Origin of the sequence: Oryzobacter telluris (assembly GCF_043099285.1) — a bacterium.
GTDB lineage: Bacteria > Actinomycetota > Actinomycetes > Actinomycetales > Dermatophilaceae > Oryzobacter > Oryzobacter telluris.
The window spans coordinates 3,616,017-3,629,144 of sequence record NZ_CP170723.1 but is presented as its reverse complement, the minus strand read 5'-3'; the positions used below and the strand labels follow the sequence as shown (position 1 = coordinate 3,629,144).

General features: G+C 73.5%; 12 protein-coding genes, 1 tRNA gene and 1 other RNA gene. 8 read left to right on the top strand and 6 right to left on the bottom strand.

Features of this window, described 5'->3' with window-relative positions; genetic code table 11:
* The first annotated feature begins 122 nt into the window (after positions 1–122).
* Complete coding sequence (locus ACFLFB_RS16945) at positions 123–1,145, top strand: hypothetical protein (protein ID WP_392543337.1); 1,023 nt, start codon at positions 123–125, stop codon at positions 1,143–1,145.
* A 281-nt stretch (positions 1,146–1,426) separates the two neighbouring features.
* On the opposite strand, the gene ACFLFB_RS16940 is transcribed toward ACFLFB_RS16945, so the two are convergent.
* Positions 1,427–1,514 (bottom strand) — tRNA-Ser (locus tag ACFLFB_RS16940).
* Between the two features lie 90 nt (positions 1,515–1,604).
* On the opposite strand from ACFLFB_RS16940, the gene ACFLFB_RS16935 reads away from it, so the two are divergent.
* Positions 1,605–2,456 (top strand): hypothetical protein, encoded by an 852-nt coding sequence (locus tag ACFLFB_RS16935; RefSeq protein ID WP_392543336.1) that lies wholly within the window; start codon positions 1,605–1,607, stop codon positions 2,454–2,456.
* Between the two features lie 4 nt (positions 2,457–2,460).
* Here the strand turns inward: ACFLFB_RS16935 and ACFLFB_RS16930 are convergent, their stop codons facing one another.
* Both ACFLFB_RS16930 and ACFLFB_RS16925 read right to left on the bottom strand, forming a co-directional pair.
* Positions 2,461–2,928 carry a DUF3817 domain-containing protein gene (locus ACFLFB_RS16930; protein ID WP_392543335.1) on the bottom strand — a complete coding sequence of 156 codons (468 nt, stop codon included), beginning with the start codon at positions 2,926–2,928 and terminating at the stop codon, positions 2,461–2,463.
* Between the two features lie 153 nt (positions 2,929–3,081).
* Positions 3,082–4,446, bottom strand: coding sequence for an MFS transporter (locus ACFLFB_RS16925; protein ID WP_392543334.1), 1,365 nt, complete (start codon positions 4,444–4,446; stop codon positions 3,082–3,084).
* 263 nt (positions 4,447–4,709) lie between these two features.
* Here ACFLFB_RS16925 and ffs point away from each other — a divergent pair.
* Positions 4,710–4,806: signal recognition particle sRNA small type (gene ffs / locus ACFLFB_RS16920), an RNA gene on the top strand.
* Between the two features lie 44 nt (positions 4,807–4,850).
* Here the strand turns inward: ffs and ACFLFB_RS16915 are convergent.
* The gene (locus ACFLFB_RS16915) at positions 4,851–5,678 is read right to left on the bottom strand and encodes a DsbA family oxidoreductase (protein WP_392543333.1); all 828 of its coding nucleotides are present in this window, start codon (positions 5,676–5,678) and stop codon (positions 4,851–4,853) included.
* Positions 5,679–5,773: 95 nt separating this feature from the next.
* Between ACFLFB_RS16915 and ACFLFB_RS16910 the strand changes: the two genes are divergently transcribed.
* The 4 genes from ACFLFB_RS16910 to ACFLFB_RS16895 all read left to right on the top strand — a co-directional run bounded on the left by ACFLFB_RS16910 (position 5,774) and on the right by ACFLFB_RS16895 (position 10,004).
* Positions 5,774–8,086 carry a DNA polymerase III subunit gamma and tau gene (locus tag ACFLFB_RS16910; protein WP_392543332.1) on the top strand — a complete coding sequence of 771 codons (2,313 nt, stop codon included), beginning with the start codon at positions 5,774–5,776 and terminating at the stop codon, positions 8,084–8,086.
* Positions 8,083–8,778, top strand: coding sequence for a lysophospholipid acyltransferase family protein (locus tag ACFLFB_RS16905; RefSeq protein WP_392543331.1), 696 nt, complete (start codon positions 8,083–8,085; stop codon positions 8,776–8,778). Before ACFLFB_RS16910 ends, ACFLFB_RS16905 begins: the two co-directional genes overlap by 4 nt.
* Before the next feature lie 79 nt (positions 8,779–8,857).
* Positions 8,858–9,457, top strand: coding sequence for a recombination mediator RecR (recR, locus tag ACFLFB_RS16900; protein WP_392543330.1), 600 nt, complete (start codon positions 8,858–8,860; stop codon positions 9,455–9,457).
* Entirely contained in the window at positions 9,450–10,004 is a 555-nt protein-coding gene (locus ACFLFB_RS16895) for a DUF5063 domain-containing protein (protein ID WP_392543329.1), read from the top strand. Before recR ends, ACFLFB_RS16895 begins: the two co-directional genes overlap by 8 nt.
* Before the next feature lie 3 nt (positions 10,005–10,007).
* On the opposite strand, the gene ACFLFB_RS16890 is transcribed toward ACFLFB_RS16895, so the two are convergent.
* Positions 10,008–10,433, bottom strand: a complete 426-nt coding sequence (locus tag ACFLFB_RS16890) for a hypothetical protein (RefSeq protein WP_392543328.1) — start codon at positions 10,431–10,433, stop codon at positions 10,008–10,010.
* A 128-nt stretch (positions 10,434–10,561) separates the two neighbouring features.
* Positions 10,562–11,686, bottom strand: a complete 1,125-nt coding sequence (locus ACFLFB_RS16885) for an NAD(P)/FAD-dependent oxidoreductase (protein ID WP_392543327.1) — start codon at positions 11,684–11,686, stop codon at positions 10,562–10,564.
* A gap of 154 nt (positions 11,687–11,840) precedes the next feature.
* Between ACFLFB_RS16885 and ACFLFB_RS16880 the strand changes: the two genes are divergently transcribed.
* On the top strand, positions 11,841–13,112 hold the full coding sequence (locus ACFLFB_RS16880; RefSeq protein WP_392543326.1) for an aspartate kinase: 1,272 nt from the start codon (positions 11,841–11,843) through the stop codon (positions 13,110–13,112).
* Positions 13,113–13,128 lie beyond the last annotated feature (16 nt).

Sequence of the window (13,128 nt, the reverse complement as noted above, 5' to 3'; positions counted from 1 at the left end):
GGTGTGGTGAGGGGAGCGTACGGTGCCCTGTGCGCCTGCTGTGGCAGGTGGCGCGAGGTCTGCGAGAACTCGCAGTCGCGCGGTCCGGCGGGCCCGGTCGCGGGTGCTGACAGACTGCGCGCATGGAGGTCCCGCAGCACTGGGTGAAGGTCGAGGGGTGGAGCCCGCACCTGGGGACGTCCGGGGGCCCGGTCGCCGTGTGGGGGTGGTCGACGCAGTCCGACGCCGAGGCCGAGGTCGTGGGGCGCCAGCGGCTCGCCGACCTCCTCGAGCGCATCGCCGTCGAGGGCCGGCTGCCGAGCACCCGCGGGTACTACCCGCGCACCCCGCTGCGCGAGCCCGTCCTCGAGGAGGTGGCCTCCGGCGACGGTCGCCGGCTCGGCCTGGTCACCCGCAACCGGATGGGCTGCGAGGTGCTGTGCACCGACGTGCTGCTCATCGCCGACGTCGACGTCCCCGAGCTCGAGGACGCCGGGGGCTCCCCGCGACGGTCCGCCCCCGGTGCCGGGGTGGCCGGCTTCCTGCGGCGGCTCGTCCTCGGCCGGCCCGACCCCAGGCCGCAGGAGCAGGTCGGTGAGGACGCGGCCGGTCTCGACCTGCCCTCGCCCTCCTCCGCCGGTGGGCACGGGATGTTCTCGGCCTCGACGACGCCGCGGGCCGGGTCGACCGGGTCGGGTGGCCCGTCGGTGGCCGAGGTGCTCGCCTGCGAGCCCGTGTGGGAGTTCGCTCGGGCGCACCCCGAGCTGGGGGTGCGGGTGTACCGGACGGCTGCGGGGCTGCGCGTCCTCGTCACCGGGGCCGACGCCCCGCCGATGTCGGACCGGGCGCGCGACATCCTCACCGCCCTGAGCTCGGACCCGCTGTACGTCGAGCTCTGCGCCACCCACGACAGCTACCGGGCGCGCCTGACGCCCAAGCCGTTCCGGCTGGGGGAGAGCGCGCTCGCGGTGGCGTGGCCGTGCGCCGACGAGGCCACCGAGCGGGCCTGGCTGACGTGGGTCGACCACTACGACGAGGCGTCGACCGGCTGGGCGACCTGCCGCCTCATCAGCGCGTCGGGTGCGGTGCCCGGGGCGGACGAGCAGCGGCTCATCGACCTGCACGACGAGCGCTGCCGGGTCCGCGACCGCCTCCCCCTCGCCTGAGCCCGACGGGACGGCGGCTCGTTCGAGGTGGAACCCGACCGCGAGAGGGTCGACTTTCACCTCGACCCGTCGCGGGCTCCGGCTGGTTCGAGGTGAAACCCGACCGCGACAGCGTCGCATTTCACCTCGACCCGCGGTGGTGTTAGGGACGCAGTGGCGGATGGGGGACCCGCGGCGCGCGCGGGTTCGTTCCTCACCCCGCGTGCTGCTTCCGGCATCGCCCATCCACCCGCACACGCAGGACGGCCCCGATCGCGAGCGATCGGGGCCGTCCTGGGTGATGGCGGAGGATGGGGGATTTGAACCCCCGAGGGTTTTATCCCAACACGATTTCCAATCGTGCGCACTAGGCCACTATGCGAATCCTCCGCGGGCGAGGCTACTAGAGGCACCGGCTCTCCCCGAAATCGTTGCCCCGGCCTCGTTGCCCGGACGGCCACCCGCTGCCATCCTGCTCGCATGGACACCGGGGGCGGGGTCGAGGAGCCGACGAGCGCGGCGGCCTCGGGACGGGCGGACACGACCACCCTGGGCGACAGGCCGGTGGACACCGGTGCCCCCGGGCTCGCGGCTCGGGTCCTGCGCCCGCAGGCGGGCGACGTGCACCGGGCCGTGGGGGTGGTGCTCCTCCTGCTGTGGTCGGCCTGGCTGGTCGGCACGGTGCTGGCCCAACCCCGGTTCGTCGACGACGCCCGGTTCGGTGAGGACGTTCGCGCGGGGGAGGTCACCTCGTGGCGGGTCGTCACCGCGACGCAGGGCGACGGCGCCCGCCGGTGGACCGAGGGCCTCGAGCTCGACGCGATGGCGCTGACGCCCGGTGGTGAGGTGGATGACGACGCCGGGCACCGTGGCGTGCTCACCATCGCCTACTCGACGCGGTCGGCGCCGTCCACGCGGGTCCTCGACACCACCACGGAGCCACTTCCGGCGCGGTACACGGACGCCTTGCGCGCCGCCGGTGTCCCCCAGGCGACCGGCTGGACGGGTGCACCGCCCACCGACCGGCCGGCCTGGGTCACCGGGGCATCGGTGGCCCTCGTGGTGCTGTACCTGACCACGCTCGTCGCCGGGCCGCCGCCGACGCGCGGCACCCGCTGGTTCTGGTTCTGGTTCCTCTTCCCGACGCTCGGCGTCGGGACGGTGGTCTACGCCGTCATGGAGCAGCTGCGGCCGCGCCCGGTCTCCCCGGGGCAGGACCGGCGCAGCAGCGGGTGGGTGGGCTGGGGGTGGAGCATCGTGCTGGTTTTCTCGACCCACGCGGTCCTGCTGTTCCTCCTCGAGACCGACTGGATCTGGCTCGTCCGTCCCTGACGGGTCAGGCGCCGCTTCCCGGCACGGGAGGGGGGCCGATGACGAGGAGCGCCGCCGTGGTCAGGCCCACCGCCACCGCCGCGAGGACGAGTGCCGCGGCCGGCCGCTGCAGCGCCGCCGCCACGACCCGCTCCGGAACGGTCCGGGGAGCGGTGGCACCGGGGGCCAGCCGCCAGGAACGCGGCGCCAGCCCGAGCCGGTCGACCCGTCGCTCGGCCCACAGCGTCGCGAACGGGACGACGCCGGCGACCAGGGCCGCCGCGACCTCACGCAGCCGCCACCGCTGGTCGACCCAGAGCACGACGACGACGAGCACCCAGCCGAGGAAGACCACCCCGTGCGCCAGCCCGAAGACCCGCACGCCGAGGTCGGTGGCCCGCGTCAGGTACTTCAACCACATGCCGATGAGGAGGAGCGTCCAGGTGACGACCTCCGCTCGGGCGAGCCAGGTGAACAGGGTGCGGGGGGTCATGACGGCCTCCGGGTCGGGAGCCTCCATCGTCGCCGACGGCCCGCGGCGCCGACCATCCGGCCCACCACCCACGCGGGCCGGGCCGGCTCGCGCACGGCGACGGCCGGCCCCGCGGGTGCGGGACCGGCCGTCGGTCGTGGAGCGAGGGTGGGCTCAGTCGTGCGCGCCCGGGAGGACCCGGTCGTGGCGCAGCGAGGACGCCCGCGTCTCCTTGGCGAGCAGCACCGACACGACGGTGATGGCCGCGGCGACCGCGAGGTAGATGCCGACCGCGGTGGTGTTCTTCGTCTCGACGTCACCGAGCAGCTTGAGCGCGATGATCGGCGCGAGCGCACCCGCGAAGATCGACGCCAGCTGGTAGCCGACCGAGGCGCCCGTGTAGCGGACCGAGGTCCCGAACAGCTCGGAGAAGAAGGCCGCCTGCGGGGCGTACATCAGGGCGTGGAAGACCAGGCCGACGACGACCGCGAGGAGGATGCTCGGGCCGCTCAGCGAGTCGATGAGCGAGAAGAACACGAAGCCCCACACCCCGACGCCGACGGCGCCGACGAGGTAGAGCGGGCGACGACCGACGCGGTCGGACAGGGCGCCGATCGCCGGGATGAGCACGACCTGGACCGCGGCACCGAGCAGCAGCGCGCCGAGGACGACGCCCTTGGGCTGCTTGAGGTAGGTCGTGACGTAGGTGATGACGACGATCGTGAAGATGTAGTACGAGATGTTCTCGGCCATGCGCATGCCCATGGCGAGGAAGACCTCCTTGGGGTACTTCTTGATGACCTCGAGGATCGGCACGTGCTTCTCGGAGCGGTTCTCGATCTCGGCCTTGGCCTCGGCGAAGACGGGGGAGTCCTCCAGGCTCAGGCGGACCCAGAGCCCGATGAGGACCATGACGGCCGACAGCAGGAACGGGATGCGCCAGCCCCACGAGTTGAACGCGGCCTCGGACTGGAAGACCGACAGGACCCACAGCACGGCAGTGGCCAGGAGGTTGCCCAGCGGGACACCGGCCTGCGGCCAGCTCGACCAGAAGCCGCGGTGCTCGTCCTTGCCGTGCTCGGCGACCATGAGGACGGCGCCGCCCCACTCACCGCCGACCGCGAAGCCCTGCACGAGGCGGCAGACGAGCAGCAGGATCGGCGCGGCGACGCCGATCGTGGCGTAGGTGGGCAGCAGCCCGATGGCGACGGTGGCCGCGCCCATCATGAAGAGCGAGACGACGAGCATCTTCTTGCGGCCGACCTTGTCGCCGTAGTGGCCGAAGACCACCCCGCCGAGCGGCCGGGCGACGAAGCCGAGGGCGTAGGTGCCGAACGCCAGCAGCGTGGCGGTCAGCGGGTCGCTGTCGGGGAAGAACAGGACGCCGAAGACGAGGGCGGCGGCCGACCCGTAGAGGAAGAAGTCGTACCACTCGACCGCGGTGCCGACCACGCTGGCGAAGACGACCTTGACGATGTTCGTCCGGTCTCCCTGCTCGGGTGCGGCGCCGGCCGGTGTGGCCTGGCTGACGGTGCTCATGCGATGGGCCTTTCGTGCGGAGGGCGGGTGAGCCGCGTTCGGCTCGTCGGCGGCGCGCACATCTGGGGGCCCTGCTGCCGGCGCGCCGTTGCGACGGGTGTCTCGGGCATGCGGATGACCGTAGGGGTGGCCCCACCCCCGTGGCATGTCTCCTCCGTCCACAGGTTGCCAGAGGTCATGGCCTCCGGCCACACAGTGAGGGTGGGGCGTGCGGCGGTCGCGGTCTGATTTCCGCGGAGGGCGACGCAGCGCCTACGATCGTCAGCGGCACCCCGCGTGGTGGTACCCCGCCGAACTCCCCCAGGGCAGGAATGCAGCAAGGGCAGGTGGGCTCTTCCAGGTACGCGGGGTGTCCTCGCGTCCGGGGTCGGTCGCTCCCGCTGATTGGGGCGGGGAGAGCGGGCCTAGCGGGCGGCCGTCGCGACGTCCTCGTCGGCCGGGGCGCACACGCCACCGCAGCCACCCGCGCCGCACCCGCACCCGCCGGCGGAGGCCTCGTCGGTCGCCGCCTCCTCTGGGGCACCGCCCGACCCGCAGGCGCCACCGCAGCAGCCGCCCCCGCACCCACCGCCGGACGCGACCTCCTCGGGCTCGGTGCCCTGGAGGTCCCACACCTGGCGGATCGAGCCGAGGAGCACCTCGACCGGCTGGGCGCCGCTGACGCCGTACTTCTGGTCGAGGACGAACGTGGGCACCGCGCTGATGCCGATCTGCGAGGCGAGGGCGAGGTCGGTGCGCACGTCGATGCCGAAGTCGTCGCCCTCGAGCATCTCGCGCACGACGGCCTCGTCGAGGCCGGCCTCGACGGCCAGGGCCACGAGCACCTCGCGGTCGCCGATCTGCGCGCCCTCGGAGTACCAGGCGCGCATGACGCGGTCGGTGACCTCGTCCTCGCGCCCGAGGCTGCGGGCCAGGTGGACCAGGCGGTGGGCGTCGTAGGAGTTGCCGCTGCGGAGGCGCTCCCACTGGAAGTCCAGGCCCACGGCGGCGGCGTCGCGCGCCATCTGCTCGTGCTGGGCGACCATCTGCTCGCGGGAGGTGCCGTACTTGGCGGCCACGCGGTCGATGGCCGGCTGGTCGTCGACCGCCGGGGCGTTGCGGTCGAGCTGGAAGCTGTGCCAGACGACCCCCACCTCGTCGCGGTGCTCGAACTGCTCGAGGGCGAGCTCGAGGTGCCGCCGGCCGAGGTGGCAGAACGGGCAGAGGATGTCGGACCAGACGTCGATGCGCACGGGACGAGGGTACGTGGCGAACGGGTGTCGTCGGGCCCGCGCCCCTGTGAACAGCCCGTACCCCGGTGTCCGCCGGGCCGACTAGGTTGGGGCGCGTGAGCACCGCCCTGTACCGCCGCTACCGGCCAGAGACGTTCGCCGACGTCATCGGGCAGGAGCACGTGACCGAGCCGCTGATGCAGGCGCTGCGCACCGGGCGGGTCAACCACGCCTACCTGTTCAGCGGCCCGCGCGGCTGCGGCAAGACCACCAGCGCGCGCATCCTGGCCCGCTGCCTCAACTGCGAGAACGGCCCCACGCCCGAGCCGTGCGGCACGTGCGAGTCGTGCGTGGCGCTGGCCCGCGGCGGGTCCGGCACGGTCGACGTCATCGAGATCGACGCCGCCAGCCACGGTGGTGTCGACGACGCCCGTGACCTGCGCGAACGCGCGTCCTACGGGCCGGCCCAGAGCCGCTACAAGATCTACATCATCGACGAGGCGCACATGGTGACGCCGCAGGGCTTCAACGCGCTGCTCAAGATCGTCGAGGAGCCGCCCGAGCACGTGAAGTTCATCTTCGCCACGACCGAGCCCGAGAAGGTCATCGGCACCATCCGCTCGCGCACGCACCACTACCCGTTCCGGCTCGTGCCGCCCGCCCGCCTCCAGAGCTACATGGAGGACCTCTGCGGGCGCGAGGGCGTGGCCGTGGCCCCCGGAGTGCTGTCGTTCGTCGTGCGCGCGGGCGGGGGGTCGGTGCGTGACTCGCTCTCGGTCCTCGACCAGCTCATCGCCGGCTCGGGCTCCGACGGGCTCACCTACGAGTCGGCCGCCGCGCTGCTCGGCTTCACCGACGGCGAGCTCCTCGACGCCACCATCGACGCCTTCGCCGCGGGTGACGCCGGGGCCGTGTTCCGCGTCATCGACAAGGTCGTGGAGACGGGCCTCGACCCGCGCCGCTTCGTCGAGGACCTCCTCGAGCGGCTGCGCGACCTCATCGTCGTCCACGCCACCGGCGACGGCGCGTCGGCCGTGCTCCGCCACGCGCCGCAGGACCAGCTCGAGCGGATGCGGTCGCAGGCCTCCGGTTTCGGGGCCGGGGCGCTGTCGCGCGCCGCCGATGTCGTCAACGCCGGGCTCACCGAGATGACCGGCGCCACCGCGCCGCGCCTCCAGCTCGAGCTCATCGCCGCGCGCATCCTCCTGCCGGCCGCCGCCGGTGAGGCCGGGTACGCCGCCCGCCTCGACCGGCTCGAGCGCCGCCTCGACGTCGGGGGCGTCCCGAGCGGGTCCGCGCCGTCGGTGCCGGTGCGTCCGGCTGCCCCGGCACCGGCACCGTCTGCTGCACCGGCTGCTGCGCCACCTGCGGCCGCGCCGCCCGCGCCGGTGGCCTCCGCTCCCGAGCCGGCGCCCGCCCCGGTGACCGTCCCCGAGTCGAGTCGTGGACCGGCGTCGAGCGAGACGTACCGTCCTGCGGCACAGCCGGATCGGGGTCCTTCCTCGTCGGATGACGCCGCGCGCCCGCCCGCGTCGACCGCTCCTGCGGCGGCCGCGTCGACCGCTCCCGCGGCGGCCGCGCCGCCCGCTGCATCGACCGCTGCGCCGACCCCGTCCCCCGAGGCCGTCGTCGAGGCCGCGCCCGCCGCTGCGCCGGCACCCAAGGGCCCGGGTGGCCTCGACACCGACGCCCTGCGCCGTTCGTGGCCCGACGTGCTCGCCAAGCTGTTCGAGATGCGCCGGTCCACGTGGACCTTCGTGGCGCAGAACGCCCAGGTCGCCGACTACGACGGGCGACGCGTTCTGCTCTCGATCTCCACGGTCGGGCTCGCCGAGACCTTCCGCCGCGGCCCCCACGCCGACTGGGTGCGCCAGGCGCTCATCGACGTGCTCGGGGTCGACGCCCGCGTCGAGGGCGTGCCGTCCTCCGACGCCACCTCCGCCACGAACCCCGGACCGCCACCGCCCACGCCGGCGCCGTCGCGCTCCTCCGCACCCGCCGACCCCGGCCCGGCCGACCCCGGTCCGCCCGACCCCGGTCCGCCCGACCCCGGTCCGCCCGACGACGAGCCCGAGCCGGAGCCCACCCCCAGCGCCCGGGCCGCCGGCCCCGCCTCCGCCGGCCCCGCGTCCTCCGGGCGCGGCCAGCAGCCCCCGGCCCGCGAGGGCTGGGCCACCTCGCCCGGCACCCCGGCACCGAGCTGGTCCGAGGCGCCGCCGCCCCCCGAGAGCGCGCCGTCGTGGGCGAGCCCGCTCGCGCGCGCCAAGGCCGAGGTCGCCGAGCGGCCCGAGGTCGCCCCCGAGGACCGCGTCGTCGACGACACCGCCGCGAGCCGCGACGACGAGTCCCTCGACGACCTCACCGACGTCGGCGTCCCCGTGGTCGAGCGACTGCTCGGCGGCACCGTCATCCGCGAGGAGGAGCGGTGAGCAAGGCCGCCTACCGGATCAGCCACGGCGCGGTCGCCCCGCTGTCCAAACTGCTGTGGCGGCCCACCGTCACGGGCACCGAGCACGTGCCCCGCAGCGGCGGTGTCCTGTTCGCCAGCAACCACCTGTCCTTCATCGACTCCTTCGCCATCCCCATCGTCGCCCCGCGTCCGGTCGTCTTCCTCGCGAAGTCCGACTACTTCACGGGCACCGGCATCGGCGGCGCCATCCGGCGCGGGTTCTTCGAGGGCATCGGCGCGGTCCCCGTCGACCGGCACTCCTCGCGGGCGGCGCAGGAGTCGCTCGACGCCGCGCTCGAGGTCCTCAAGGACGGTCGCGGCTTCGGCATCTACCCGGAGGGCACCCGCTCGCGCGACGGCCGGCTCTACAAGGGCCGCACCGGGGTCGCGTGGCTCGCCCTCACCGCCGGCGTGCCCATCGTCCCCGTGGGCCTGCACGGCACCGACGAGGTGATGCCGATCGGCTCCAGCTTCCCCCGCCTGGCCAAGGTGCGGGTCACGTTCGGCCCGCCCATCAGCCCGGCGCCGTACTCCGACATGCCCGCGGGCAAGGGCCGCCGCCTGCTCACCGACGCGGTCATGGACGCCATCGCCGGCCTGTCCGGGCAGGAGCGCGCCGACACCTACAACGAGCTGCCGCCCGAGTCCACGGGCGCCGCGGTCGGTATCTGAGCGGTCGCGCACCCACGGTCCGTCGAATGATGGCGCGGCGCCGGCGTGCGCGGTCACCGCGAGGTCGTAGGCTCGACGCGTGTACGAAGGCGCGGTCCAGGACCTCATCGACGAGCTCGGCAGGCTGCCGGGCGTCGGTCCCAAGAGCGCGCAGCGCATCGCGTTCCACCTGCTGCAGGCCGACCCGGCCGACGTCGAGCGGCTGGCCCACGCCCTCACCGAGGTCAAGCTGCGGGTCCGCTTCTGCGAGCTGTGCTTCAACGTCGCCGAGGCCGAGCGGTGCCGGATCTGCGCCGACCCGCGCCGCGACGTGCACGCCATCTGCGTCGTCGAGGAGCCCAAGGACGTCGTCGCCATCGAGCGCACGCGCGAGTTCCGCGGGCGCTACCACGTGCTCGGCGGGGCGATCAGCCCCATCGACGGCATCGGCCCCGACGACCTGCGGGTCCGCGAGCTGCTGACCCGTCTCGGCGACGGCACCGTCACCGAGGTCATCATCGCCACCGACCCCAACCTCGAGGGCGAGGCCACCGCCAGCTACCTCTCGCGCATGCTCAAGGACTTCGGGCTGCGCGTCACCCGGCTCGCCTCGGGCCTGCCGGTGGGCGGCGACCTCGAGTACGCCGACGAGGTCACCCTGGGCCGGGCGTTCGAGGGACGGAGGCTGCTCGATGTCTGACGACTGGACCCTGCTCGCCGAGGAGTCGGCGGCCGACGCCCGGATGTACCTGCTGACCATCCGCGAGATCGCCGCGGGCAACAGCCCCGACGCGACCCTCCCCGTCGCCCTCCTCGCGCTGTCGCAGGTGACGATGATGGGCGCGCGCCTGGGTGCCGTCGAGGACGTCGTGCCCGTGGAGCGCTTCGAGCCCGACTCCGGTCCCGACCCCGAGCTCGACCCGTTGCGCGAGAGCCTGGCCAACGTGTTCGAGGGGCTCGACGAGTACGCCGACGTCGCCGACCCGGTCCTCGACCCCGAGCCCGCCGTGGGCCGGCTGTCCGACGACCTCGTCGACATCGCGTCGGCGCTCGCGCACGGGCTCGTCCACCACGAGGCCGGCCGACGCGTCGAGGCCCTGTGGTGGTGGCAGTTCAGCTACCTGTCTCACTGGGGCGAGCGCGCGGCGGCGGCGCTGCGCGTCATCCACGCCCTGCTCGCGCACGTGCGGCTCGACGCCGACGCCGACGCCGTCTCCGAGGCGGAGTTCGACGCCCTCCACCCCTGAGGGTCAGCCCGAGCAGCTGCTGCCGTCGCGCTGCACCTTGACGTCGACGCTCTCGCCGACGACGACGCGGAACACGAACGCGAGCCGCTGGGTGCGCCCCTCGAAGTCGCCCACGCCCTGACGGCGGTACGAGTCGGTGTACCCGTCCTTGGTCGTCGACGAGCCGGTGCTCACGCGCACGCTGCCCGTGGACCCGTCGGTCGCGGTGTAGGTGCCCCGGTAGCTCGACGCGATGCCGCCGGACCCGGTCGTCGAGGTGCGGGACTCGCTCCAGACGAACGTGAAGTCCGTCGTCTCCCCGGTACACGGGTTGACGGCGTCGACGGTGACACTGCCCGAGGCGGGCTGCCAACCGGCCGCGAGGGCCGGGGTCGGGACGGCGACCAGCGCCGTCCCCGCCGCGAGCGCGACGGTGATGAACCTCTTCATGATGTGGTGCCTTCCCCTGCTGAAGGAGGCACCACCGTCCTACACCGGCGGCACGCCGTCAACGGGAACGGCGAAAGTCGTCCTCCCGCGGACACGGCCGAGGTGACCTGCGACGACGGTCGTCGACGTCACGGGGCCTCGGGGAGCTCCCCGGTGGCGACGGCCTCGCGCAGCGCGTCGGTGGCGTCCCAGTCGTTCGCGTGCATGGCGGCGACGACCCGGTCGTCACGGATCCAGAACGCGCGGAACGTCTTTGCGTCGAGGTCGCCGTGGACGACGACCTCGTCGTCGGCGCCGGCATGGCCGACGTACTCCATCCCGAGGTCGTACTGGTCGGTGAAGAAGTAGGGGAGCGTGTCGTAGACCTCGTCGCCACCGGCGAGGTTGTGCGCCGCCGTCTTCGCCTGGTTGATGGCGGTGTCCCAGTGTTCGACCCGGATGCGCCGCCCGAGGACGGGGTGCGCTTGGGAGGCGATGTCGCCCACCGCGAGGACCGAGGGCACCGACGTGCGCAGCCCGGCGTCGACGAGGACCCCGTCGTCGACCGCGAGGCCGCCGTTGCGCGCGAGGTCGACCCGCGGGCTCACGCCGATGCCGGCGACGACGAGGTCGGCACCGGCGAGGTCGTCGAGGGAGACCGCGGCACCGAGCCGGAGGTCGACGCCGTGCTCGCGGTGCAGGTCGGCGAACACCCGCGCGACCGTGGGTCCGAGGACGCGCAGCAGCGGCAGCTCTGCCGTCTCGAACACGGTGACGTCCGACCCGGCCGCGCGCGCGGCCGCCGCGACCTCGAGGCCGATCCAGCCGGCCCCGACGACGGCGATCCGCTTCCCCTCGCCGAACGCGGCCTTGAGCCGGTCGGAGTCCTCGATGGTGCGCAGGTACGCGACCTCGATGCCGGCGTCCTCGGCGAAGGCCAGGCGCCTCGGCTCGGCGCCGGTGGCGAGCAGGAGGCGCTCGTAGGTGAGGTCGCCGTCGGTGGTGGACAGCACGTGGGCGTCGGTGTCGAGGGCCGTCGCCTGCACGCCGGTGCGCAGGTCGACGTCGTGCTCGGCGTACCAGTCGCGGGCGTGGACGAAGGCGCCGTCGAGCTCGTCGTTGCCGAGCAGGTAGCCCTTGCTGAGCGGAGGTCGCTCGTAGGGCGGGTGCTCCTCCTCCCCGAGGAGGACGACCTCACCCTCGTAGCCGCGCTCCCTCAGCTCGGTGGCGGCGGTGCCGCCTGCGAGCCCTGCTCCGACGATGACGATGGCCATGCCGCCGACGCTACGCCCGCTCGGGGCGACTTCGACCCATAGGTCGATCTCGTCCCACCCGGCGAGGTGACCGGATGCCGGGCACCGTGTCCGGTCCGTGGACCGGCCGTTAGAGTTGGCGGACCCAGCAGCACACGCACCCCGGGAGTTCCACGTGCCCATCGTCGTCCAGAAGTACGGCGGTTCCTCGCTGTCCGACGCCGAGAGCATCAAGCGGGTCGCCGGCCGCATCGTCGAGTCGCGCAAGGCCGGCAACGACGTCTGCGTCGTCGTCTCGGCCATGGGCGACACCACCGACGAGCTGCTCGACCTCGCCACCGAGGTCAGCCCGATGCCGCCGGCCCGCGAGATGGACATGCTCCTCACCGCCGGCGAGCGCATCTCGATGGCGCTGGTCGCCATGGCGATCGCGAACCTCGGCCACTCGGTGCGCTCGTTCACCGGGTCCCAGGCGGGCGTCATCACCGACAGCGCGCACGGCCGGGCCCGCATCATCGACGTCACGCCGGGCCGCATCACCAGCGCCCTGGGCGACGGGCACATCGTCATCGTCGCGGGGTTCCAGGGCGTCAGCCAGGACACCAAGGAGATCACCACGCTCGGTCGTGGCGGCTCCGACACCACTGCCGTGGCGCTCGCGGCGGCCCTGGGTGCCAGCGTCTGCGAGATCTACAGCGACGTCGACGGCGTCTACACCGCCGACCCGCGCATCGTCCCCTCCGCCCGCCACGTCGGCCGCATCTCCACCGAGGAGATGCTCGAGCTCGCGGCCTCCGGCGCCAAGATCCTGCTCCACCGGTGCGTCGAGTACGCCCGCCGCTACGAGATCCCCATCCACGTGCGTTCCTCGTTCTCCCACAAGGAGGGCACCTGGGTGATCCCGAACCTCTACGAAGGGAACGAGATGGAAGCGCCACTCATCGCCGGCGTCGCCCACGACCGCAGCGAGGCCAAGATCACCGTGGTCGGCGTGCCGGACCGCCCCGGCAAGGCGGCCGAGATCTTCCAGGCCGTCTCCGACGCCGCGATCAACATCGACATGATCGTCCAGAACGTGTCGGCGACCGAGACCGGCCTCACCGACATCTCCTTCACGCTGCCCAAGGCCGACGGGCAGACCGGGGTCCAGGCGCTGCAGCGCGTGCAGGAGCAGGTGGGCTTCGCCTCGCTGCAGTTCGACGACCAGATCGGCAAGCTGTCGCTCGTCGGTGCGGGGATGCGCTCGCACCCGGGCGTCTCGGCGACCCTGTTCAAGGCCCTGGCCGACGCCGGCGTCAACATCGAGATGATCTCCACCTCGGAGATCCGGATCTCGGTCGTCACCCGCGACCGACTGCTCGACGACGCCGTCAAGGCCGTGCACACCGCGTTCGGCCTGGACACGGCCGAGGGCGAGGCCGTCGTCTACGGAGGCACCGGCCGCTGACGTGAGCGAGCCGGCG

Coding starts and splice junctions, on each gene's coding strand:
- ACFLFB_RS16945 (WP_392543337.1), top strand. CDS start 123: ATGGAGGTCCCGCAGCACTGGGTGAAGGTCGAGGGGTGGAGCCCGCAC.
- ACFLFB_RS16935 (WP_392543336.1), top strand. CDS start 1,605: ATGGACACCGGGGGCGGGGTCGAGGAGCCGACGAGCGCGGCGGCCTCG.
- ACFLFB_RS16930 (WP_392543335.1), bottom strand. CDS start 2,928: ATGACCCCCCGCACCCTGTTCACCTGGCTCGCCCGAGCGGAGGTCGTC.
- ACFLFB_RS16925 (WP_392543334.1), bottom strand. CDS start 4,446: ATGAGCACCGTCAGCCAGGCCACACCGGCCGGCGCCGCACCCGAGCAG.
- ACFLFB_RS16895 (WP_392543329.1), top strand. CDS start 9,450: ATGTCTGACGACTGGACCCTGCTCGCCGAGGAGTCGGCGGCCGACGCC.
- ACFLFB_RS16890 (WP_392543328.1), bottom strand. CDS start 10,433: ATGAAGAGGTTCATCACCGTCGCGCTCGCGGCGGGGACGGCGCTGGTC.
- ACFLFB_RS16885 (WP_392543327.1), bottom strand. CDS start 11,686: ATGGCCATCGTCATCGTCGGAGCAGGGCTCGCAGGCGGCACCGCCGCC.